The organism is Streptomyces sp. NPDC002779 (genome assembly GCF_042888685.1).
Lineage (GTDB): Bacteria > Actinomycetota > Actinomycetes > Streptomycetales > Streptomycetaceae > Streptomyces.
Genome location: NZ_JBIAQC010000001.1, coordinates 395,283 through 417,344, shown reverse-complemented (window position 1 = coordinate 417,344; position 22,062 = coordinate 395,283). Strand labels below are relative to the sequence as shown.

Annotated in this window: 19 protein-coding genes and 2 pseudogenes; 9 read left to right on the top strand and 12 right to left on the bottom strand. The window is 72.5% G+C overall.

The annotated features are described in order from the left end of the window. The first annotated feature begins 81 nt into the window (after nt 1–81). On the top strand, nt 82–2,496 hold the full coding sequence (gene lon, locus ACFYW5_RS01855; protein ID WP_389414968.1) for an endopeptidase La: 2,415 nt from the start codon (nt 82–84) through the stop codon (nt 2,494–2,496). A 66-nt stretch (nt 2,497–2,562) separates the two neighbouring features. Here the strand turns inward: lon and ACFYW5_RS01850 are convergent, their stop codons facing one another. Beyond that, nucleotides 2,563–3,393: a lysozyme gene (locus ACFYW5_RS01850; RefSeq protein ID WP_389414967.1), complete on the bottom strand. Its 831-nt coding sequence runs from the start codon at nt 3,391–3,393 to the stop codon at nt 2,563–2,565. A 241-nt stretch (nt 3,394–3,634) separates the two neighbouring features. Here ACFYW5_RS01850 and ACFYW5_RS01845 point away from each other — a divergent pair, with 241 nt between their 5' ends. Continuing rightward, nucleotides 3,635–4,147, top strand: coding sequence for a MarR family winged helix-turn-helix transcriptional regulator (locus ACFYW5_RS01845; RefSeq protein WP_389414966.1), 513 nt, complete (start codon nt 3,635–3,637; stop codon nt 4,145–4,147). A gap of 1,091 nt (nt 4,148–5,238) precedes the next feature. On the opposite strand, the gene ACFYW5_RS01840 is transcribed toward ACFYW5_RS01845, so the two are convergent. Beyond that, nucleotides 5,239–6,024, bottom strand: coding sequence for a protein phosphatase 2C domain-containing protein (locus ACFYW5_RS01840; protein ID WP_389414965.1), 786 nt, complete (start codon nt 6,022–6,024; stop codon nt 5,239–5,241). 370 nt (nt 6,025–6,394) lie between these two features. On the opposite strand from ACFYW5_RS01840, the gene ACFYW5_RS01835 reads away from it, so the two are divergent. From ACFYW5_RS01835 to ACFYW5_RS01815, 5 genes are read left to right on the top strand one after another with little or no spacing between them, the layout of a single operon-like run. Next, complete coding sequence (locus ACFYW5_RS01835) at nt 6,395–9,127, top strand: nitrate- and nitrite sensing domain-containing protein (RefSeq protein ID WP_389414964.1); 2,733 nt, start codon at nt 6,395–6,397, stop codon at nt 9,125–9,127. Further along, a complete protein-coding gene (locus tag ACFYW5_RS01830) occupies nt 9,124–9,621 on the top strand; it encodes a roadblock/LC7 domain-containing protein (protein ID WP_250075916.1) in 498 nt (165 codons plus the stop codon). The genes ACFYW5_RS01835 and ACFYW5_RS01830 overlap by 4 nt, the downstream gene beginning before the upstream one ends. Continuing rightward, the gene (locus ACFYW5_RS01825; protein WP_250075918.1) at nt 9,618–10,040 is read left to right on the top strand and encodes a DUF742 domain-containing protein; all 423 of its coding nucleotides are present in this window, start codon (nt 9,618–9,620) and stop codon (nt 10,038–10,040) included. Before ACFYW5_RS01830 ends, ACFYW5_RS01825 begins: the two co-directional genes overlap by 4 nt. After that, the gene (locus ACFYW5_RS01820; RefSeq protein ID WP_389414963.1) at nt 10,021–10,632 is read left to right on the top strand and encodes an ATP/GTP-binding protein; all 612 of its coding nucleotides are present in this window, start codon (nt 10,021–10,023) and stop codon (nt 10,630–10,632) included. Before ACFYW5_RS01825 ends, ACFYW5_RS01820 begins: the two co-directional genes overlap by 20 nt. Nucleotides 10,633–10,646: 14 nt before the next feature. Further along, entirely contained in the window at nt 10,647–11,894 is a 1,248-nt protein-coding gene (locus ACFYW5_RS01815; protein ID WP_389414962.1) for a styrene monooxygenase/indole monooxygenase family protein, read from the top strand. Between the two features lies 1 nt (nt 11,895). Here the strand turns inward: ACFYW5_RS01815 and ACFYW5_RS01810 are convergent, their stop codons facing one another. From ACFYW5_RS01810 to ACFYW5_RS01800, 3 genes are all read right to left on the bottom strand, one after another. Further along, nucleotides 11,896–12,924: a C40 family peptidase gene (locus ACFYW5_RS01810; RefSeq protein ID WP_389414961.1), complete on the bottom strand. Its 1,029-nt coding sequence runs from the start codon at nt 12,922–12,924 to the stop codon at nt 11,896–11,898. A gap of 103 nt (nt 12,925–13,027) precedes the next feature. Further along, nucleotides 13,028–13,330 (bottom strand): hypothetical protein, encoded by a 303-nt coding sequence (locus tag ACFYW5_RS01805; protein WP_389414960.1) that lies wholly within the window; start codon nt 13,328–13,330, stop codon nt 13,028–13,030. Between the two features lie 10 nt (nt 13,331–13,340). Further along, nucleotides 13,341–13,994, bottom strand: coding sequence for a TetR/AcrR family transcriptional regulator (locus ACFYW5_RS01800; protein WP_389414959.1), 654 nt, complete (start codon nt 13,992–13,994; stop codon nt 13,341–13,343). Nucleotides 13,995–14,126: 132 nt separating this feature from the next. Between ACFYW5_RS01800 and ACFYW5_RS01795 the strand changes: the two genes are divergently transcribed. Next, on the top strand, nt 14,127–14,273 hold the full coding sequence (locus tag ACFYW5_RS01795) for a hypothetical protein (protein ID WP_389414958.1): 147 nt from the start codon (nt 14,127–14,129) through the stop codon (nt 14,271–14,273). Between the two features lie 182 nt (nt 14,274–14,455). Here ACFYW5_RS01795 and ACFYW5_RS01790 read toward each other — a convergent pair whose 3' ends face one another. Then, nucleotides 14,456–15,394, bottom strand: coding sequence for a diiron oxygenase (locus ACFYW5_RS01790; RefSeq protein ID WP_389414957.1), 939 nt, complete (start codon nt 15,392–15,394; stop codon nt 14,456–14,458). 126 nt (nt 15,395–15,520) lie between these two features. On the opposite strand from ACFYW5_RS01790, the pseudogene ACFYW5_RS01785 reads away from it, so the two are divergent. Then, nucleotides 15,521–16,048, top strand: a pseudogene (locus tag ACFYW5_RS01785) (aminobenzoate oxygenase); the annotation flags it as partial. Nucleotides 16,049–16,055: 7 nt separating this feature from the next. On the opposite strand, the pseudogene ACFYW5_RS01780 reads toward ACFYW5_RS01785, so the two are convergent. The 6 genes and pseudogenes from ACFYW5_RS01780 to ACFYW5_RS01755 all read right to left on the bottom strand — a co-directional run bounded on the left by ACFYW5_RS01780 (nt 16,056) and on the right by ACFYW5_RS01755 (nt 21,932). Beyond that, a pseudogene (locus ACFYW5_RS01780) lies at nt 16,056–16,596 on the bottom strand (DUF3291 domain-containing protein). 54 nt (nt 16,597–16,650) lie between these two features. Next, the gene (locus ACFYW5_RS01775; protein WP_389414956.1) at nt 16,651–18,108 is read right to left on the bottom strand and encodes a penicillin-binding transpeptidase domain-containing protein; all 1,458 of its coding nucleotides are present in this window, start codon (nt 18,106–18,108) and stop codon (nt 16,651–16,653) included. Continuing rightward, nucleotides 18,105–19,466: an FtsW/RodA/SpoVE family cell cycle protein gene (locus ACFYW5_RS01770; RefSeq protein ID WP_389414955.1), complete on the bottom strand. Its 1,362-nt coding sequence runs from the start codon at nt 19,464–19,466 to the stop codon at nt 18,105–18,107. Before ACFYW5_RS01770 ends, ACFYW5_RS01775 begins: the two co-directional genes overlap by 4 nt. Before the next feature lie 43 nt (nt 19,467–19,509). Then, nucleotides 19,510–19,863 carry an SH3 domain-containing protein gene (locus tag ACFYW5_RS01765; RefSeq protein ID WP_389414954.1) on the bottom strand — a complete coding sequence of 118 codons (354 nt, stop codon included), beginning with the start codon at nt 19,861–19,863 and terminating at the stop codon, nt 19,510–19,512. A 108-nt stretch (nt 19,864–19,971) separates the two neighbouring features. Then, nucleotides 19,972–21,219, bottom strand: coding sequence for an ATP-binding protein (locus tag ACFYW5_RS01760; protein WP_389414953.1), 1,248 nt, complete (start codon nt 21,217–21,219; stop codon nt 19,972–19,974). Further along, nucleotides 21,216–21,932 carry a hypothetical protein gene (locus ACFYW5_RS01755; RefSeq protein ID WP_389414952.1) on the bottom strand — a complete coding sequence of 239 codons (717 nt, stop codon included), beginning with the start codon at nt 21,930–21,932 and terminating at the stop codon, nt 21,216–21,218. The genes ACFYW5_RS01760 and ACFYW5_RS01755 overlap by 4 nt, the downstream gene beginning before the upstream one ends. Between the last annotated feature and the right edge of the window lie 130 nt (nt 21,933–22,062).

The window sequence follows — 22,062 nt, the reverse complement described above, 5'->3', positions numbered from 1 at the left end:
AGCGAACGGAGGTCGGGGAACATTCAAGCTTTCCCGAGCATTGAGTCGGCATAGCTCAACTTGACTGCCGAAGGGGAGATCATGGCATCGACGTCCACACCGCTCACCCTGCCTGTGCTGCCGCTCGATGACGAGGTCGTGCTGCCCGGAATGGTGGTCCCGCTGGATCTGAACGACGCCGATGTACGCGCCGCCGTGGAGGCGGCCCAAGCGGCCGCCGGATCCGAGCCGGGCAAGCCACGGGTGCTGCTGGTTCCGCGCATCGACGGCACGTACGCGAGCACCGGCGTGCTCGGCACGGTGGAGCAGGTGGGCCGGCTCGCCGACGGTGACCCGGGGGCCCTGATCCGCGGCCGCGACCGCGTGCGGATCGGCGCCGGGACCACCGGTCCCGGCGCCGCCCTGTGGGTCGAGGGCACCCGGATCGACGACAGCGCCCCCGACCCGCTGCCGGGGCAGGTCACCGAATTGGTGAAGGAGTACAAGGCGCTCGCCACCGCATGGCTGCGCAAGCGCGGCGCCTGGCAGGTCGTGGACCGGGTCCAGGCCATCGACGACGTGTCCGCGCTCGCCGACAACTCCGGGTACTCGCCGTTCCTCACCACCGAACAGAAGGTGGCGCTGCTGGAGACCGCCGACCCGGTCGCCCGCCTCAAGCTCGCCACCCAGCAACTGCGTGACCACCTCGCCGAGCAGGACGTCGCCGAGACCATCGCCAAGGACGTCCAGGAAGGCGTCGACAAGCAGCAGCGCGAGTTCCTGCTGCGGCGCCAGCTGGAGGCCGTGCGCAAGGAGCTGCGCGAGCTGAACGGCGAGGCGGAGGGCGAGGAGTCCGACGACTACCGCGCCCGCGTCGAGGCCGCCGACCTGCCGGAGAAGGTCCGCGAGGCGGCCCTGAAGGAGGTCGACAAGCTGGAGCGGTCCAGCGACCAGTCGCCCGAGGGCTCCTGGATCCGGACCTGGCTCGACACGGTCCTCGAACTGCCCTGGAACGAACGGACCGAGGACGCCTACGACATCCAGGGCGCGAAGTCCGTCCTGGACGCCGAGCACGCGGGCCTGGAGGACGTGAAGGAGCGGATCACCGAGTACCTCGCGGTGCGCAAGCGCCGCAACGACCGGGGGCTCGGTGTCGTCGGCGGCCGGCGCGGCGGTGCCGTACTGGCTCTCGTCGGCCCGCCCGGCGTCGGCAAGACCTCGCTCGGGGAGTCGGTCGCCCACGCCATGGGGCGCAAGTTCGTGCGCGTGGCCCTCGGCGGTGTCCGGGACGAGGCGGAGATCCGCGGTCACCGGCGTACGTACGTCGGCGCGCTGCCCGGCCGGATCGTGCGGGCGATCAAGGAGGCCGGGTCGATGAACCCGGTGGTCCTGCTCGACGAGATCGACAAGGTGGGCTCCGACTTCCGCGGCGACCCGGCGGCGGCGCTGCTGGAGGTCCTGGACCCGGCGCAGAACCACACCTTCCGCGACCACTACCTGGAGGTCGAACTCGACCTCAGCGACGTGGTGTTCCTCGCCACGGCCAACGTCCTGGAGGCCATCCCGGAGGCCCTGCTCGACCGTATGGAGCTGGTCCGCCTCGACGGCTACACCGAGGACGAGAAGGTCGTCATCGCCCGCGACCACCTGTTGCCGCGCCAGCTGGAGCGGGCCGGTCTGGACCGGGACGAGGTGACCCTGGACGAGAGCGCGCTGCGCCGGCTCGCCGGTGAGTACACGCGCGAGGCGGGCGTGCGCAACCTGGAGCGCTCGGTCGCGAGGCTGCTGCGCAAGGTCGCGGCCCAGCACGAACTGGGCGAGCGGGAGCTGCCGTTCACCGTGACGGACGGCGATCTGCGCGGTCTGATCGGGCGCCCGCACCACGTGCCCGAGTCGGCCCAGGACCCGGCGGAACGCCGTACGGCGGTCCCCGGTGTGGCGACCGGCCTCGCGGTGACCGGTGCCGGCGGTGACGTGCTGTTCGTGGAGGCGTCCCTGGCCGACCCGGAGACGGGCGCGGCGGGGCTGACGCTGACCGGGCAGCTCGGTGACGTGATGAAGGAGAGCGCCCAGATCGCCCTGTCCTTCCTCCGCTCGCACGGCGCCGAGCTGGAACTGCCGGTGGCCGATCTGAAGGACCGGGGTGTGCACATCCACTTCCCGGCGGGCGCGGTCCCGAAGGACGGGCCCAGCGCGGGCATCACGATGACGACGGCGCTCGCCTCGCTGCTGTCGGGCCGGCTGGTCCGCACGGACGTGGCGATGACGGGGGAGGTGTCCCTGACCGGGCGGGTCCTGCCGATCGGCGGGGTGAAGCAGAAGCTGCTGGCCGCGCACCGGGCGGGCGTCACGACGGTGATCATCCCCAAGCGCAACGAGCCGGACCTGGACGACGTGCCCGCCGAGGTCCTCGACAAGCTCGACGTGCACGCCGTCACGGACGTACGGCAGGTGCTCGACCTGGCCCTGTCCCCGGCCACGGCCGGAGCGCGGGCGGAGGTTCCGGCGGCGGCGTGACGGACGCTGCCGGACGAAGGCGAGGGCCCGGCTCCTGAGAGGGAGGCCCGGGCCTTCGTCGTGCGCTCAGCCGTGGGCGAGGGCCTGGACCCGGTCCAGGGCCCCGTTGAACCTGTCGTGGTCGCCGACCGTCGGGCCGGTCGAGGTGTACTGCCACATGGTGTGGTGGCTCCAGCCGGCCGGCAGCGTCCCCACCGTCGCCGCGTACCGCGCGATCCACAGCGGGTTGCTGGCGCCGAAACCGGCGTAGTTGCCCGTGCACTGGGTCCACCAGCTCGTCGCCGTGTAGATGACCGCGTTCCGGCCCGTGCGCGCCTTGTACTGGTTCAGGAAGTCGCGGATCCAGGTGACCATGGCGCTCGGGGTCTTGCCGTAGCAGGCCGCGCCGTACGGGTTCCACTCGATGTCGAGGGCGCCGGGGAGGGTCCTGCCGTCGCGGGACCAGCCGCCGCCGTGGTCGACGAAGTAGTCGGCCTGGGTTGCGCCGGACGTGGTGTCCGGGGTGGCGAAGTGGTAGGCGCCGCGGATCATGCCGACGGTGTGGGAGCCGTTGTACTGCTGGGCGTAGTAGGGGTTCGTGTAGTACGTGCCTTCCGTGGCCTTCGCGTAGGCCCACTTCACGCCGCTGCTCCAGAGGGTCGACCAGGCCACGTCGCCCTGGTGGGAGGAGACGTCGACGCCTTCCGTCTGGCTGGCGCGGGTGTCCCCGGGCAGGCCGTGGACGCCGTCGTGGGCCGGGACGCCCATGCCCATGTGGGCGGAGCCCCGGGCAGGAGTGTCGGGGCCGGCCGGGGAGCCGGGCTCGGCGGCGGTGGGGGCGGCGCATGTCAGGGACAGCGCGGTGAGCAGGAGGGCCGTGAGGCTGAGGCGGAGCAGTCCGGGTCTGTGCACACGCACAGCCTGCCTCCGAAGGCTCGGTGGCGCTCGGCGGAGAGACCTGGGACGCGGCGGCACGCGACGCCTCGGCGTTGGCCTGTTGTTGGTCCGCCGTCGGACAATGCTGGCGTGGGCATGCCAGTCGGATGTCCGGGGGCTGGGGGCTGCCGTTGGTCCACGCCTGAGAAATACTGACGGAGCTGCGGCGATGACGGCATGTGACGGAAACTTTCAGAACTGGGAAACCGAGGCAGGGGCTGACGTGCGCGAAGACGGAAACGGCGACGGACGTCGAGTCGGATCCGGGGTGTCCGCGGGGATGCCGGGGCGTGGCGTGGACCAACCCGAGTTCCTTTCCCTGGAGCGGGAGTTGACCGTACTGCTGCGGCGGGCACGGGCCAGCCAGGGCGAGATGGCCCGCGAGGTCCATCCGGACCTGGAGTCGGCGGCCTACGGGCTGCTGATCCGCCTCGACGAGTGCGGGCAGCAACGGGCGACGGAACTCGCGGCGTACATCGGCGTCGGCAAGGCCACCATGTCCCGCCAGCTGCGCGCCCTGGAGGACCTCGGCCTGGTCGCCCGCGAGCCCGACCCCGCGGACGGGCGGGCCTGGCTGGTCCACCTCACCGAGGAGGGCCGCGGCCGGGTGAGCAAGGTACGCAACGCCCGCCGAGCCCGCTACGCCCGCCGTCTCTCCGGCTGGGACCCCAAAGAGGTCGCGGAACTGGCCCGCCTGCTGAACCAGCTGAACGAGGAAATGGAGGGCCAGGGCTGACACCCCGGCACGCCTGCGCCCCGCGCCGAGACCCGGGCCCGCCTCGCGCCTCCGACGTGGGGCAGACCCGCCCGCGGCGTCGCTTCCAGACCCGGCCGCGCCTTCGGCACCAGACCACAGGCCCTGGCCCGCCGCCCGTATCGAGGCTCCCTCTGGCGTCGTGTCGAGGGTCTGCTGCCACCGGTGTCGAGGCTCGCCCCGGCGTTGGATCTGCCTCGCTGCCGGTATCGGGGCTCGCCTCCCGGCGTCGGGTCCGCCTCCCGGCGTTGTGTCGAGTGCCTGCTCACCGGAAGGGGCTTGCCCTGCTGTCGGTGTCGCCGCTCGCCCCCGCGTCGGGTCTGCCCCGCCTCCGGCGTCGTGTCGAGGTGCCTGCTGCCCGGAAGGGGCCCGGCCCGCTGCCGGTGTCGAGGCTTGCCCCCCGGTGTCGGGTCCGCCTCGCCTCCGGCGTGTTGCTGAGGGCCTGCCCTCGGAAGGGTCTGGCCTGCTGCTGGCGTCGAGGCTTGCCCCCCGGCGTCGGGTCCGCCTCGCCTCCGGCGTGTTGCTGAGGGCCTGCCCCCGGAAGGGTCTGGCCTGCTGCTGGCGTCGAGGGCGCCTCCCGGCGTCGGGTCCGCCTCCCGGCGTCGTGTCGAGGTGCCTGCTCGCCGGAAGGGGCTTGCCCTGCTGTCGGTGTCGGGGCTTGCCCCCGCCGTCGGGTCTGCCCCGCCTCCGGCGTCGTGTCGAGGTGCCTGCTGCCCGGAAGGGGCCCGGCCCGCTGCTGGTGTCGAGGCTTGCCCCCCGGTGCCGGGTCCGCCTCGCCTCCGGCGTGTTGTTGAGGGCCTGCCCTCGGAAGGGTCTGGCCTGCTGCTGGCGTCGAGGGCCGCCTCCCGGTGTCGGGTCTGCCCCGCCTCCGGCGTCCGGTCGAGGGCCTGCTCGCCGGAAGGGCCCCGGCCCGCCGTCGGTGTCGAGGCTCACCCCCCGCGTCGCCTCCGGCGTCCCGTCGAGGGCCCGCCCCCGGTCGGGCCCTGGCCCCCCGTCCGCATCGGGGCCCGACCGGTGTCCGTCGCGGGACGCGCGGGGGCCGACGCGGCCAGGGAGGGCGCGCGTGGGGTGGGTCAGAGCTCGATGAAGACCACCGTCGCGTCGTCGTGGGTCTTGCTTCGCCGGAGGAAGGCCCGGTCCTCGTCGGCGAGTTCCAGTGCGCGGACCTGGTCGATGAGGGACTGGGCGCCTTCCTTGCGGACCACGTCGAACAGGTCGGGCCATTCTCCGGCGCCGAAGGTGTCCACCCAGCGGGTCGCCCCGTCCGTGAGGGCGGCCAGGGCGCGTACCTCGGTGCGGGGCAGGGTTCCGGTCACCGCCCTGGCGGCCACCGAGGGATCCGCCGCGGCGGTGAAGAAGCCGCCTTCCTTGTTCCGCAGACCGGCGTCGACCATCTCGTCCGTGGCCAGGGCGGACCGGGGCAGCAGGGAGAGGCGGTCGTCGAGGTACGGCGTCAGGGTGCCGTCCGGCGACTCGACCAGCAGGGCCGAGTCCGACAGGATCAGGTACTCCACGGTCTCCGGTGACCAGCGGGCCAGGACGACCGTCGCCTGAGGTGTGCGCGGGTGAGAAAGGTCACATGTTCCCCGGTGCGCCTCGGCGGTACGCGCGAGGGCGAGCGACAGGGCGTCGGTGAGAGGAACATCCGGGAGTGAAACGGTCAGTTCGGTCAGGGCCCCGCCGAGCCGCGCGGTGAACCAGGGAACGGAATGCAGACAGCCCGTTGCACCCCTCGGCGGAGTCACCCCGTCGAGGACCACCACCGCGCCGCCCTGTCCGGAGGCGGGCAGCCCGACGCTTGCGAAGTCCTCGTTGGGGCGGGCGGCATCGCCGGGCTCCGACACAAGTTCAGTACGCATCCAGCCAGTCTGCACGAGCCCTTCACAAGGTTCGCCAAAGGCTGGCAACGATCGCGCAATTGGCGCCCGCACGCAGGTCAGGCGCCAGATTTGGGAGGGAATGATTCACTCCGCGCAGACGTGGCGGCGAATCCTGCCATCGCCCGCCGCGGACGTCCAACCGGCCCGCCGGGAACGGCCGTCGCAAGCGTCACCGGAACTTGCCCGCCAACTCCCCTCCGGGGTTCACTCCTTCGGGTGGCGGGTCAGATGATGCGGGACCCCCGCCCACCGGCACTGGGAGGGTCGGGAAGCGTACCGGGCGTATGCGCCAGTTGACGGAGCGTCACCCGGGCCCATGAGTACCACGAGTTCAGGAATGCGAGCACCGGTGCAGAAGACGCGGCCTCGTCGCTCAGGCAAGCAGAAGGTCCCCGCAGGGGGCCCGGAGCACACGCCCGGCAGCACGGCAGGGACCGGCGCCACCTCGGCAGGCAAAGGCCGGCCCACCCATGTACGCAACCGGCTCTTCGTCGCCGTGGCCGTGGTCGCCGCCGCCATCGCGGCAGCCGGCGCCCCCTCGATCGTCACCGCCTCCGCCCAGGTGCACGACACCCAGGAGCTGGTGACCCTCTCCGAGCGCACCGAGGACGCCCTGGCCCTCGCCCATTCGCTCGCCGACGAACGCGACGAGGTCACCTCCTACGTCGCCGCCGGGCGCCCCAAGTCCAAGGCGCCCTCCGAGCAGCGCAGCGCCCGGGTCGACCGCCTCGTCGAGGAGCTGCGCGCGAACCCCGACACCCCCGCCTCCCTGCGGGCGGACCTGGACGACATCGCGGCCCTGCGCAGAGCGGCGCTCACCGGCAAGAGCACCGCTCTGGACACGCACAAGGCGTACTCCGCCTCCCTCGCCGAACTCCACCGGCTCGCCGAACAGCTGGCCGAGGACATGCCGCCCCGCGCGGGCTCCGGCGCCCACGCCCTCGTCGAGCTCGACACCGCCGTACAGCAGGCCGCCTCCGCCCGCGGCCTGCTGCTCGCGGCCCTCAGCGTCCCGCGCACCACCCAGACCGTCATCGACCCTGTCACGGGCCTGCCGGACACGGTCAGCTCCTCCTCCGACGCCGACACCAAGCAGCGCGACGCGCTCACCGCCGCCGCCCAGGAGGCCCGGCTGCGCTCCGACGCGGCCCTCGCCGACTTCCGCGAGACCGCGCCGAAGGCATCGGTGACGTCCTACGACTCCACGGTCACCGGACCGGAGGCCGAGGCCGCCGAGAAGTACCTCGCCGCCCTGACCGACCAGCCGACCCTGACCGACGCCGAACTCGCCACCGGCGTGAAGAAGCTGGACGCCGCGCTCTCCGCCCGCGTCGAGATGATGCGCGGCGCCGAGTCCGCCCTGCACGACCGCCGCACCAAGGACCTCGCCCTCCTGCGCGACGACGACGTCACCGAGCTGGAGATCCGCATCGCGGTCCTCGGCGTCCTGGTGCTGCTCGCGATCGGCGTCGCCACCGGCATGGCCCGCGGCCTCACCCGCCCGCTGGCCGTGGTGCGCCTGGGCTCGGCCCGGCTCGCGGGCGCCGCGGACCCGACGGCGGAGGAGCCGGTCCGGTTCACCGGCCGCAAGGACGAGTTCGCCCAGGTCGTCGACTCCGTCAACACCCTGCACGCGCAGGCGGTCGCCCTCCACGAGCGCATCGCCACGCTGGAGTCCGACCGCAAGCACCTGGTGGGCCAGCGCCAGAAGATGGCCGACGCCCGCGAGGACCTCCGCGCCGAACTCGCCGAGTCCTCTGCCCAGTTGGAGCGGCTGCGCACCAGCATCGGCTCGACCTTCGTGAACCTCGCCCTGCGCACCCTGGGCCTGGTGGAACGCCAACTGGCGGTCATCGAGGGCTTGGAGGAGCGCGAGCAGGACCCGGACCGCCTGGCCACCCTCTTCAAGCTCGACCACTTCGCCACCGTGATGCGCCGCCACAGCGAGAACCTCCTGGTCCTCGCCGGCACGGAACACGTCCAGCACAGCGCGGGCCCGGTCCCGCTGGTGGACGTGGTCCGGGCGGCGGTCAGCGAGATCGAGCGCTACGAACGCGTCCGGATCGCCGCGCTCCCGCCGCACGCCCACCTCGCGGGCTTCGCGGCGGACGACCTCTCCCACCTGCTCGCCGAACTGATGGAGAACGCCACCGCGTTCTCCCCGCCCGACATGCCCGTCGAGGTGTCCGGCTGGCTGCTGGAGAACGGCGAGGTGATGCTCTCCGTCCAGGACGAGGGCATCGGCATGACGGACGACCGCATGACCCGCCTCAACAACCGCCTGGCCGACTTCGACCCCGAGGCCTCCTACGACCAGGAGGGCGAGGAGGGCCTGGGCCTCGGCCTCTACGTGGTGGCCCGGCTGGCCCACCGCCACGGAGTCCGGGTCCAGCTCCGGGAGCAGAAGCAGGGCGGAGTGGCGGCGGTCGTCGTCCTCCCGAAGGCGCTGCTGGCCCAGGCGGCCCCCACGGCGGTCCCGGCCCCGTCCGGCGCCCCGGCCCCCGGCGCCACTCAGAGCTTCTCCCTGCCCGGCGCCGACGCCGAGGCCAACTCCAACGTCCTGCACGGCCGGGCCGGCCAGGGTGACCGCCTGGTGGAGCTGGCCGAGCGGGCCGTACGCAAGGCGGAGGAGGCCCCGGCACAGACCCCGCCGAGGACTCCGGCACAGCTCCCGCCGGAGACCCCGGCAGAGACCACGATGGAGCTCCTGGCACCCGTACCGCCGGAGCCCGCACAGCCGGACCCCGCACCGGACGCACCGGCCCCCGCCACCGGCGAGGACCCCCCAGGGGAAGCCGAGACGGAACACGGCCGTGCCGACGACGACGAGGACCAGCTCACCGCGAAGGGGCTGCCCAAGCGCACCCCGAAGATCACCGCGCCCGCGGAACCGCCCCGCATGCGCAGCGCCTCCGTCGACGCGGACGCCCTGCGCAGGAGGCTGGGCGGGTTCCGTCAGGGGGCGGCGGCCGGTTATCGCGACGTAGAAGCAGAGATCGCGGAAGGGACGGGCCGTGGGGGAGCGGCCGTCAGCGAATCCGAAGAAGCCACGGGGGGCACTGTCGAGGAGGCAAGCAGTTGACCGCGCCCAGTACCTTCGGACTGAGCAGTGAGGCCCGCAACCTGCACTGGCTGCTGACGAACCTGGTCGAGGAGGTGCCGGGCATCGAGTCGGTCGCCGTGGTCTCCTCGGACGGCCTGCTCCTGCTGTCCTCGGACCCGGACCGCAACGAGCAGGCCAAGGCGAAGCGCACCCGCACCGGCCCCAGGGGCTCCGCGGCGGACCTCGCCACCATCGTCTCCGGCATCGGCAGCCTCACCATCGGCGCCGCCCGGCTCATGGAGTTCGGCGGGGTGAAGCACACGATGGTCGCCATGGACGAGGGCAGCCTGTTCGTGATGTCGATCAGCGACGGCTCGCTGCTCGGCGTGCACGGCTCCGCGGAGTGCGACATGAGTGTGGTCGCCTACCACATGGCCCTGTTCGTCGGCCGCGCCGGCCACGTCCTGACGCCCGAACTCCGCAGCGAGCTACGAAAATCCCTGGAAGCCGAGTCGACCGGGAGTCCCCGATGAGCAGCAGCGCGCCGAAGAAGCTCCCCGTCCGCGGCGGCGACCGCAAGCCCGCCCGCGTACGCCCCTACTCGCTCACCGGCGGGCGCACCCGCTTCGGACACGTCCTCCTCGTGGAGACGTTCGTCGCGAGCACCGCGGCGCTCGAAGCCGCGCCGGAGCGCCGGGAGCTGACGAATGGTTCCCTCAACACCCGGGTGATGCCGGAGATGCGGGCCATCGTCGAACTGTGCCGCCGTATGCGCACGGTGGCCGAGATCGCCGCGCTGCTCAAGATGCCGCTCGGCGTGGTCCGCGTGCTCCTGAGCGATCTCGCGGACCAGGGAAAGATCCGTGTGTACGGCACCGGAACCGGTCACGGCACCGGCCGTCCGGACCGCGCTCTGCTCGAAAGGGTGCTGAGTGGACTCCGTCGTCTTTGAAGACACCGATGAGGACCTGAAGTCCTGGCAGACGGACCGCACCCGCGCCCCCGTCGCCACGAAGATCGTCGTGGCGGGCGGGTTCGGCGTCGGCAAGACCACCCTGGTCACCGCGGTCTCGGAGATCACGCCGCTGCAGACCGAGGCGCTGATGACCGAGGCGAGCGAGGAGACCGACGACCTCACCGCCACGCCGGAGAAGCTGACCACCACCGTGGCCATGGACTTCGGCCGTCTCACGCTCGACGACGACCTGGTGCTCTACCTGTTCGGCACACCGGGCCAGCAGCGGTTCTGGTTCATGTGGGACGACCTGGTGCGCGGCGCGATCGGCGCGGTCGTGATGGCCGACACCCGCCGGCTGAAGGACTGTTTCCCGGCGCTGGACTACTTCGAGAGCTGCGGGCTGCCGTACGTCGTCGCGGTCAACCACTTCGACGGCAGTGAGCGGTTCGAGCCGGAGGACGTGCGGGAGGCGCTGACGATCCCCGCGCACATACCTGTCATGATCATGGATGCGCGGCGCCGGATCTCGGTGATCGAGACCCTCCTGGCCCTGGTGGGCCACGCGCTGGACGAAACCCCCGAGTAGGAGAACTGCCCCGCATGCGGAAGATACTCGTCGTCGGAGCCGGTCAGTCCGGTCTCCAGCTCGCCCTCGGACTGCAGTCGAACGGGTACGAGGTCACTCTCATGTCCAACCGGACCGCGGACGAGATCCGCACCGGCCGGGTCATGTCGACGCAGTGCATGTTCCACACGGCCCTCCAGCACGAGCGCGACCTCCAGCTGAACTTCTGGGAGTCCCAGGCCCCGAAGATCGAGGGCCTCGGCGTCTCGGTGGCGGCACCGGGCTCCTGGGCCGAGGGCCCCGCGGCCCGCGCCATCGACTGGGTGGGCCGGCTCGACGGGTTCGCCCAGTCCGTCGACCAGCGGGTGAAGATGGCCGGCTGGATGGAGACCTTCGCCCAGCGCGGCGGCCAGCTGGTCATCCACGGCGCGGCGGTCGGCGACCTCGACTACTTCTCCCGTACGTACGACCTGGTGCTGGTGTCGGCCGGCAAGGGCGAGCTGGTCTCCATGTTCGCCCGCGACCCGGAGCGCTCCCCGTACAGCGAGCCGCAGCGCGCCCTCGCGGTGGCCTACGTGCACGGCCTCGGCCCGCGTCCGGAGCACCCGGAGTTCGACGCGGTCCGCTGCAACCTCGTGCCCGGCGTCGGCGAGCTGTTCATCATGCCGACGTTCACCACCTCCGGCCGCGCCGACATCCTGTTCTGGGAGGGCATCCCCGGCGGCCCGCTGGACGTCTTCAACGGCGTCAAGGACCCGGCGGAACACCTCTCCCTGACCCTGGAACTCATGGAGAAGTACACGCCGTGGGAGTACGCGCGAGCGACGAAGGTCGAACTGACCGACGCCGGCGGCACACTGGCCGGCCGCTACGCGCCCACCGTCCGCAACCCGATCGGCCGGCTCCCCGGCGGCGGCCTGGTCCTCGGCGTCGCCGACGTGGTCGTGGCCAACGACCCGATCACCGGACAGGGCTCCAACTCCGCGTCCAAGTGCGCGGCGGCGTACCTGGCGTCCATCCTCGAACACGGTGACAAGCCGTTCGACGAGGAGTGGATGCAGGCCACCTTCGACCGCTACTGGGCGACCGCGCAGCACGTCACCAAGTGGACCAACGCGATGCTGGCCCCGCCGCCGGAGCACGTCCTGAACCTGATCGGCGCGGCCGGTCAGCTCCAGCCCGCGGCGGACCGTTTCGCCAACGCGTTCAACGACCCGGCCGACTTCGAGAACTTCTTCTACGAGCCGGAGAAGACCGAGGCGTACCTCGCGTCCCTGGCCTGATTCAGCCGGGACGCACCGCGCCGAGGACCGGGTGGGCAGCCATCGGGGAGACCTTGATCTTCTCGCCCGTCCTCGGCGCCTCGATCACCTTGCCCTTGCCCAGGTAGAGGGCGACGTGGGTGGCGTCGCGGTGGTAGATCACCAGGTCGCCGGGGCGCAGCTCCTTCAGCGGCACCCTCGGCAACCGCGCCCACTGTTCCTGGCTGGTGCGCGGGATGGCGGTGCCGGCATGGCTCCAGGCCCGGGACGTGAGCCCGGAGCAGTCGAACGTCCGCGGCCCCTCCGCGCCCCACTGGTACGGCTTGCCCAGCTGCCGCAGGGCATAGCGCACCGCCCGGTCGCCCGCCCTCGACGCCTTCCGCTCGCTGCTGAGCGCCCCGGACGTCACCAGGCTCCGCTGCGCCTTGCTGATGCCCTTCCGCTCCAGCGCGGCGACCTCCGAGAGCTGTTCGGGAGTGAGGGAGACGAGCAGTTCCTCGACGTCCTCCAGCCGCCCCTCGACCGCGTCCCGGTCCCTCTTGTGCCGCTCGGCGAGGGCGAGCTGCCGGTCGAGCGCCGTGCGCGCCTTGCGCGCCAGCGCGTCGGCCTTGCGCTCGCTCCCGGTCAGCCGCCCCACCGTCTCGGCTCGCTCCCGCGCCAACTGCCCGATCACATGCCCCTGGTCGAGCGCGTGCTGCGGATCCCGGGCGAGCAGCAGCCGTACGTAGGAGGAGATCTCGCTGCTGTCCTGGTACTGCTGCCGGGCCAGCCGCCCCGCCGCGCCCCGGCTGTCGTGCAGGGAGAGCCGGACCCGGGCGAGTTCCGCGTCCAGGCGCCTGACCTCGGCGCGCTGCTTCCTGAGCTTCTCCTCGGTGGCGTTGTAGGTCTCGGTGGCCCGCTCGGCGTCCCGGTACAGCCGCTGAAGATCCGTCAGCAGCCGGGAGACGGACCGCTCGCCAGGCTCGGGGACGGCCGTGGCGGGCACCGGTGCGAGGACGGCACCGGCCACCGTCGCCGCCGTGCACACCAGAAGCGGAAGCCTTCCTGACACGTCATCACCTCCGGTGCGGAGCAGTCCTTCTGCCCCGCACCGCGAGCATCAGGCGGACGCTCGTGGGGCGCGCGCCGGATGTGCGCGGTTCGGCGCAACCGGGTCACCCGTGCGCGTCGTCCGGCTTGCCGCCCGGCGTGGCGTCTGGCTTCGACCAGGGCCACTTCAACCGGCTCTCCGGGCGCCCCTCGGGGTCGTACGCGTACTTCCAGCGCCGGGTGAGCCCGACGGGGCGGCCCTCGACGCGGGGCACGCGCCGGTAGACCAGCACGGTGGGCGGACCGCCGGCGGTGTCGGGGACGGGGATGCGGTACGTCTTGGGCGGGTGCCCGGTGATCCCCAGCAGCACGGGCAGCACGCGCCCGTCCAGGGGCCCGCCCTCGAAGGGGGTGTCTTCGCTTCTCACGGCACCAGTGTCAGCCATCCTCGGCGAGCGCCCGGACCAGCTCGGCGGTCTGCGGGTCGCGGGCGCCGGTCACGGAGAGCACGGCGACGAACTGGTCGACGAGCCAGTCGCGCATCTCGTCGAGGGGGATCTGCTTGTCCTCGTCGAGCCACAGCAGCGAGGCCGCCTCGACGGCGGTGATCCACACCTTGACGGTCGTCCGGAGCCGGACTCCGGGCGCGGTGACCCGAAGATGGCTGAGGATGTGCTGCGCGGCGGCCCGGCGCACGCCGTCCACGATGGCGGTGGTCCGGGAGGTCTCGACGACGCTGCCGCCCTGGAGCAGCGCGCTGAACCCGGCGTCGTGCTGGTCGACGAAGGCCAGATACCGGTCGAGCGCCCGTCCGAGCCGGGACAGCAACGGCCCCTCACGGGGCTCGTCGAAGCACTGCTCCAGCTCCTCGGCGGCGGACCGCAGGGCGGCCTCGTACAGCTGCTGCTTGCCGCCGGGGAAGTACCGGTACACCAGCGGCCGCGACACCCCGGCGGCCTCCGCCACGTCGTCGAGCGAGACCTCTTCGGGCGCCCGGTGGGCGAAGAGCGACAGAGCGGCGGCGAGCAACTGACTGCGCCGCTCCTCGACGCTGAGACGTCGATACGCGGGAGTGGGTGCCGGGGGCCTCATGACGTGCAGCGTAACCGCTACCCCCGCGCCGGGCGGCGGTCAGCCGCGCAGCGCGGCCACCCCCCGCCCGGCAGGGGTAGCGGGGTGGGGCCGCTGCCCGCCACCCCCGCCGGGCGGGCGGACAGCCGTGGCGTGAGGCTGCCGTCGGCCGACTCCGGCTGGTCGGGCAGCGGCGGGGCGCGGCTGCCCTCGATCGGCTCCACCCGGTCCCGGCTGGGCCGGCAGCCCGCCGAGCGCTGCCATTTCCGCCTGTCCCCGGCTGAGTCGGCAGCCCGCTGAGCGCTGTCACCCCCGCCGGGCCGAGGTTGGGTCGGCAGCCGCTGAGCGCTGTCACCCCCGCCCGGCCGAGATCTGGGTCGGCAGCCCGCCGAGCGCTGCCACCGCCGCCCGTCCCCGACTGGGCCTGCAGCCCGCTGAGCGCTGTCACCCCCGCCCGTCCCCGACCAGGCCTGCGGCCCCGACTAGGCCAGCAACCCCGACGACTTCCACAGCCGCCGCCCCACGCCGCGCAGCACTCCGATGTCGTCCAGGAAGTCCGTCAGCCGCTTCGAGCCGGTCTGCATGACCTCGCGCCGGTGCCCGCTCGCCCGCACCTGCGCCATCGCCTCCCGCTTGTCCAGGCCCACGTTCGTGTAGACCTCGGGGTTCACGAACGCCACCGAGAACACCCGGGCGAACTCCCCGGAGGTGACCCGCGTGAACTCCTGCGACCACTTCGGCGCCGTCAGCATCTGCCGCCGCAGCTCCTCACGGGCGTACCGGACATGGCGGGCCTCCTCGACCACATGGATCCGCGTGACGCCCCGGACCAGCGGCTGCACCCGCTCGTCCGGGAAGGTCAGCCTCTGCATCCAGTCCAGGACCTCCTCGCCGAGCAGCGTCGCCGTGAAGGAGCCCGGAGTCGTGGAGATCGTCTTGAACAGGCGGCCCAGGTTCTGGTGCACCCGGCTCACCGGGTACCAGGGCGTCTCCCCGCGCGAGATGAGCCGCGCGAACATCTTCGAGTGCCGGCACTCGTCCTCGATCTCGGTGAGCGCGTACCGCACATGCGCGCTCGTCGCGGCCTTGTCGTAGATGTGCCGCACCAGCAGCTGCATCAGGATCAGCTCGAACCAGATGCCGAGCGAGGCCAGCGCCGCCGACTCGTGCTGCGAGAGCAGGATCCGCTGCTCCTCGCTCATCCGCTTCCACATCGGGGTGTCGTACAGCGACACCAGCTCCGGCGGCCAGAACCACTTGCCCTCCTCGAAGGGCGCGTCCCAGTCCAGCTCCTTGTCGGGATCGAAGGAGTGTTTGGCGGAGGAGTCGAGCAGCCGTTCGGCCACCTGCTCCCGGTCCTTGAGCAGGCCCAGCGCGTCGCGCAGGCCCTCGAGCGCGTCGGCTTCGGTGAGGGTCGTCATCGTTCTCCCAATCAGTTACCCGGGGTCACATCCTCCGTGTCTTATGAGACTGCCTGTCAGTAAGCTCGTCAATCCCCTGCGCGCCACTTGTTGACCCCGCGTCTACCCGGCGGGAGTCTGCGAGACGTGCCGACATACGACCTGTACGCCAACAACCCGGGAGAACCCCTCTGGCAGGTGCCGGCGACCGGCGCGGCCCGTTTTCTTCGCCTGGAGTGCGACGACGGCCGCGACCGTCTGCTCGCCCTGTACCAGAAGGGCAAGGACACTGGGCGAAGCTCACGGACGCCGACAAGGGCAAGCTGCGCAGGCACTACGCCTGCTGGCAGTTCAGTCAGTTCCTGCACGGCGAACAGGGGGCGAGATCTACGGCCGTTTCCTGCACGAGAAGATCGGGATGCTGTACCCGATGAGGGCCTCGCGCTCGCAGCGTTCGGCATGATCCGCGACACCACGGACAAGCCCCTGCCGAAGCAGATCCTCGCCTACGTCATGCAGGACGAGGCCCGCCACGTGGCTTTCGGCCGCATGGCCCTGCGCGACTACTACCGGCAGCTCGCCGACGCCGAACTGCGCGAGCGCGAGGCCGAGGCGGAGGAGTGCAGCGAACAGTCCGAGTTCCTGGCCCTGTTCCGCCGGTTGCGATCGAGCAGGGCCGCCGTCAGACCGGGCAGCCCAGATCGTCCGGCACCTCAAGCGCCACCGGCTCGGCGCTCTGCGCCGGGAACGAGGCGCGGAAGGTGAAGGCGTACGGCGTCGGGCCGTTCGTCCGCAGGTGCAGCAGGCGGGACTCCGCCTCCGCGACCGTGGGACGGTGACCGGCCGGGACCCACCACAGGGTCACCATCGCCTCCTCGACCTTCTCGAACCTCCCCCACCGCCTTAAGGGCGTGGGGGGACCCCCACCCGGCGGCGGGCCAGCATCTCGCGGTGGCGGCCCTGGTACATGTACGCCGTCAGGGCCTCGGCGTCCCGCCACACCGACATGTTGATGATCAGCCACTCGTCCCCGAGCACGGCGATCTCCGTCGCGTCCCCGGACTCGCCCTGGAGGCGCCAGACGAATCCGTCCGCCGCGTCGGCGTCGTCGTTCACCGGGTCCAGCGCGTCGACGAAGTCCTTCAACTGCGGTGAAGCCAGGGGAACTTGAGGCGGGCGAGATTGACCTGGGCGAGTTGGTAAGCGGCCGTCGGCTCACTCATGGGCGTCATGGACCGAACGTTAGGTCGGGTGCCCGGCCCACGGAACCCCCCGTCTCACCCAGCGAGCACCGCCGCCATCACCGCCCGCGCGATCGGCGCCGCGTCCCCGCCCCCGCTGATCTCCCCGCGGTCCGCGTCCGCGTCCTCCACCACCACCGCGACCGCCACCCGCGGCTCCATGTCCCGCGCCCCCTGCGCCCACGACACGAACCAGGCGTACGGCGTACCGGCGTTGCCGATCCCGTGCTGCGCGGTGCCGGTCTTGCCGCCGACGGTCGCCCCCGGGATCGCGGCGTTCGCGCCCGTGCCCTTGCGCACCACGTCCGTCATCAGCTCGCGCAGCCGCCGCGCGGTCGCCGGATGCATCGCCTGCCGCACCGGACGGGCCCCGGCGGTCGTCAGCGTCGTCCCGCCCGCCCTCGTCGTCCGCTCCACCAGGTACGGCTCCCGCACCTGCCCCCCGTTGGCGACCGCCGCCGCGACCATGGCCATCTGCAAGGGCGTGGCCCGGGTGTTGTACTGCCCGATCGCCGACAGCGCGAGCTGCGCCCGGTCCACCGAGGTGTCGAAGGTGCTCGGCGCCACCGCGTACGGGATCCGCACCCCCGTGTCGTTGAAGCCGAAGGCCCCCGCGGTGGCCGCCAGATCGGCCACCCCCACCCGCACCCCCAGCCGCGCGAACACCGTGTTGCACGACCACACGAAGGCAGCCCGCAAGGAGGCGTTCCTGCACCCCTTCGCCTCGTTCGTCAGCCTCGTCGTGGTGCCGGGCAGGGTGTAGGGGTCGGGGGAGTCGGTCCGCCTGCCGACCTCGGTGACCACCCCCGCGTCCAGTGCCGCCGCCGCGGTCACCACCTTGAAGGTCGACCCCGGCGGATACGTCTGCCGCACCGCCCGGTTGAGCATCGGCTTGTCCGGGTCCTCGTTCAGCCCGATCCAGGACCGGGCCACGGCCGGACCGTTGCCCGACAGCGCCTCCGGGTTGTAGGAGGGCGCCGACACCAGCGCCAGGATCCGGCCCGTCGACGGCTCGATCGCCGCCACCGCGCCCTTGCGCCCGGCGAGCCCGTCGTAGGCGGCCCGCTGCGCCGCCGCGCGGAGCGTGGTCGCCACGTCCCCGCCCGGATTCCGGGCCCGCGTCAGGTCGTTCAGCAGCGGGAACGGCGACAGCATCGGGTCCGCCCCGGACAGCACCCCGTCCTCGGCGTGCTCCAGGAACGACGTGCCGTACACCTGCGAGGCGAAGCCGGTCACCGGCGCGTACAGAGGCCCGTCCTGGTAGGTGCGTTCGTAGCGGAGCTGTTCGCCGGTGTCCTCGGAGCCGGTGACCGGGCGGCCGTCGACCAGGATGTCGCCGCGCGGCTGGTCGTACCGGGCGATGGTCGCCCGCCGGTTGGCGGAGTTGCCGTCGTAGGCGCCGGCCCCGAAGACCTGGATGCGGGCGGCGTTGACCAGGAGCGCGGCCAGCAGCAGCGCGCAGAAGACGGCCGCCAGCCGGATGTGCCGGGTCACGCCGCCCCCTCCTCGTCGTACCGCCGCCGCGCCGAGTCGCTCATCCGGACCAGCAGCGCCACGATCGCCCAGTTGGTGACCACCGACGAGCCGCCCTGCGCCAGGAACGGCATCGCCATGCCGGTCAGCGGGATCAGTCCGCCCACTCCGCCCGCGATCACGAACACCTGGAGGGCCACGATGGAGGCCAGGCCCACCGCGAGCAGCCGCCCGAAGGGGTCGCGCAGCGCGAGCCCGGCCCGGTAACCGCGCTCCACCAGCAGGCCGTAGAGCAGGAAGATCGCGGACAGTCCGGCCAGGCCCAGCTCCTCGCCCGCCGTGGCCAGGATGAAGTCCGACTTGACGGCGAAGCCGATCAGCACGGAGTGGCCGAGCCCGAGGCCGGTGCCGGTGACGCCGCCCGCCGCGAAGGCGAACAGCGACTGGGCCAGCTGGTTGGGGCCCTGGCCCGCCTCGATCGACGCGAACGGGTGCAGCCAGTCCTCGACCCTGCTGTGCACATGCGGCTCCAGCCACCCCACGGCCACCGCGCCCAGCGACGCCAGCAGCAGCCCCACGGCGATCCACCCGGTGCGCCCGGTGGCGACGTACAGCAGGACCACGAACAGGCCGAAGAACAACAGCGAGGTGCCGAGGTCCCGTTCCAGGACCAGGACGCCGACGCTCAGCAGCCAGACGGCCACGATCGGCCCGAGCACCCGCCCGGTGGGCAGCTGCACCCGCCACACCCGGCGGCCGGCGTACGCGAGAGCCCCCCGGTTCGCGGCCAGGTACGCGGCGAAGAACACCGCCAGCAGCACCTTCGCGAACTCGCCCGGCTGGATGGAGAATCCGGCGATCCGGACCCAGATGCGGGCGCCGTTCACGGCGGGGAACAGGATCGGCAGGATCAGCAGCCCGAGAGCGGCGGCCACGCAGACGTACGCGTAGCGCTGCAGCACCCGGTGGTCCCGCAGCAGCACCATGGTCACGATGAAGAAGGCCACCCCCAGCGTGGACCACACCAGTTGGGCGGGCGCCGCCCGGTCGCCCGGGGTCTCCAGGTCGAGCCGGTAGATCAGCACCAGGCCGAGCCCGTTGAGCAGCACGGCGATCGGCAGCAGCAGCGGGTCCGCGTAAGGCGCCCGGAACCGCACCGCCAAGTGGGCGACGAGCGCCAGCACGCCGAGCCCGGCGCCGTAGCCGACGGCGCCGGGCGGGACGGTGCCGTGGCGGGCGAGGCCGACAGCGCAGTAGCCGTACACGGAGAGCAGGACGGCGACGACGATGAGGGAGAGTTCGATGCCACGGCGCCGGGGGAGGGGAACGGCGGGTGCGGGTGCGTCCGCTCGCGCCACGGTGATTCCGGCCTTGCTCATGTCCGGAACTTACCCAAATAGAGCCTCTTGCGCGCCTTGTCGCTCAGCACCAGCGTGGCGCGGGCCCGATGTTGTCGATGTACCGGGCGGATCCCCAGGCCCAGGTGCCGTCGGGGAGGAGGTACCACAGCGGGTTGCCCTGGACGTTCTGGCCGACCGTCTTGCAGTAGATCTTCACGATCTGCCCGCGGTACGCGGTCCGGATGACCTGGCTCCCCCGGTTGGGGGCGCTGCGCAGCAGCAGGGTGTCGGCGGTCACGACCCCCTTGTACAGCCGGGAGTGCTGGTTCTGGTGGTGCCCGCCCCAGTCGTCCCCGGCGACGGCGGGCGTGACGGTGGCCGCGGCGGCGAGCGCGCCGGCGGCGGCGGTTATGGCGAGGCGGCAGCGGAGCGACATGGGGGTACCTCCTGGAGAGGGGGCAAATCCTGACTAACCGCCACGCTAGGGGCGTGATACGCCGGTCGCCTCTCCGCATGGGCCATCCGGAGCGCCCCGACAGTGCGCTCAACCCCCGCCGGCCGGCAGGGAGAGAGTCGCCAAGGCCCCACCCTCCTCCGCATTCGCGAAAGTGAGCCGCGCCCCGAGAACCTCCGCCTGCCCCAACGCGATGGTCAGCCCCAGCCCATGCCCCTTCGCGCCCCCCTCCGTCCGGAACCGCTGCGGCCCGTGCTCCAGCAAGTACGCCGGGAACCCGTCCCCGTGATCCCGCACGGTCACCTGAGCCCCGTCCACGGTCAGGGACACCGGCCCCCGCCCGTGCCGGTGCGCGTTGGCCACCAGATTCCCCAGCACCCGCTCCAGCCGCCGCCGGTCCGTCTCCACCGTCACATCCCGCAGGACGACCACCTCCGTACGGCTCCCCGACGCCCGCACCACCCGCTCGGCCAGCGCCCCCAGCCGCTCGGTGTCCACATCGAGCCGCTCCCGCCCGGTGTCCAGGCGGGAGATCTCCAGCAGGTCCTCGGTGAGCGTCCGCAGCGCCGCCACCCGGTCCCGCACCAACTCCGTGGGCCGCCCCGGGGGCAGCAGCTCGGCCGCCGCGTGCAGCCCGGTGAGCGGCGTCCGCAGCTCATGCGCGACATCCGCGGTGAACCGCTGCTCGGTCTGCAACTTCCCCTGCAGCGACCCCGCCATGGAATCGAGCGCCGCGGCGACCGCGGCCACCTCGTCCTGCGGACGCGAGGGATCCTTCGTCCGGGGATCGTCCACGCGCGCGTCCAGATCGCCGCCGCTGATCCGCCGGGCCACCTGGGCGGTGGTGTGCAGCCGCCGGGTCACCCGGGTCACCGCGAGCGCGCCCACCAGCAGCGTCGCCCCGATCGCCAGCGCCGAGGACCACAGGATCGCCCGGTCCAGACCCTCGATCGTGCGGGCCTGCTGCGCGTAGTCGACCTGTACGCCCAGCGCCTGCCCGCCATCGGCCGGCCCCGCCGCCCACATGGTCGGCCGGCCCTCGTGGTCCGCGACCATCGTGCCCCGGTCCCCGCCGACCGCCAGCTCCCGCAGCGCCCCGGGCAGCCCCGGCGGATCGACGCCCGCACCCGGCATCAGCCGGTCCCCGGCCTCGAACGCCGTCGTCGCGTCGGCCAGCCGGGACAGCGCCTCGGTGCGGGCCCGGCCGACGGTCTGGTTGGTCACCGAGACATGCACCAGCACCCCGAGCAGCGCGGTCAGCGCACAGCACATCACGGTGATGAACACGGCGGCCTTGGTGGCGAGCGTCCCGGCCCAGCGGGGCAGCGAGAGCCTCATCGGCCGCTCGCGGACGCGGACGCAGACGCGGACGCAGACGCCGAGGGCTTGCGCTCGCCCGTGCGCAGCATCTCGTCCTGGGTCAGCAGCATCGCGTTGGCCTGCGCGTCCCAGGTCCACTGGAGGCGGTACTCGTATCCCGCGACCTCCGAGGGCGCACGGACGATCACGGACCGCCCGGCCAGTTCGACCGCGCTCACGGCGTCGTCGTAGGACATGACCCGGACCAGCCGGTGCTTCTGGACGGTGTAGACGCGGAGGGCGGTCAGCCGGTCGGGCAGCAACCGGAAGCCGAGCGTCAGGTCCTCCTGCCCGTCGCCGCTGAGGTCGCGGTAGTACGGGGTGAGGACGGGACAGCGAGCGTCCCCGCCGGTGCCGCAGTCGGCCATCCGGCGGGCCGTCTCGCGGTACGGCGCCTCGGCGCCCGCGTAGTCGTCGGGGTGCGCGGCGATCTCGGCGCGGACCACCGCGACCGGGTCCACCCGGCGGATGTCGTCACCGGGCACCTCGACGCCCTTGACGACCTCGGTGGTCACCTCGCCGATCTCGTAGGCGGGGCTGGAGGCGGGCGTCAGCTCCGGCCAGAGCCGGGCCGGGCTGACCGCGGTCGGAGTGGCGCCCGCGCCCTGCAGCCCACCGGCGTCCCCGCAGCCCGCGGCGGTCGCCAGCAGCACGGCGACGGCGGCGGTCGTACGGACACGGCTGCGAGGCACGGTGCTCCTGTGATGCAGAGGTGAGCGGTGGCCCCGTACACCTTATGCGGAGGTAAGTCGCTTTTGCCCGCCGAGGGGAGGGCGGGACGATGCTCAGGGCCCAGGGTGAGCGCCGGGACCGTATCAGCCG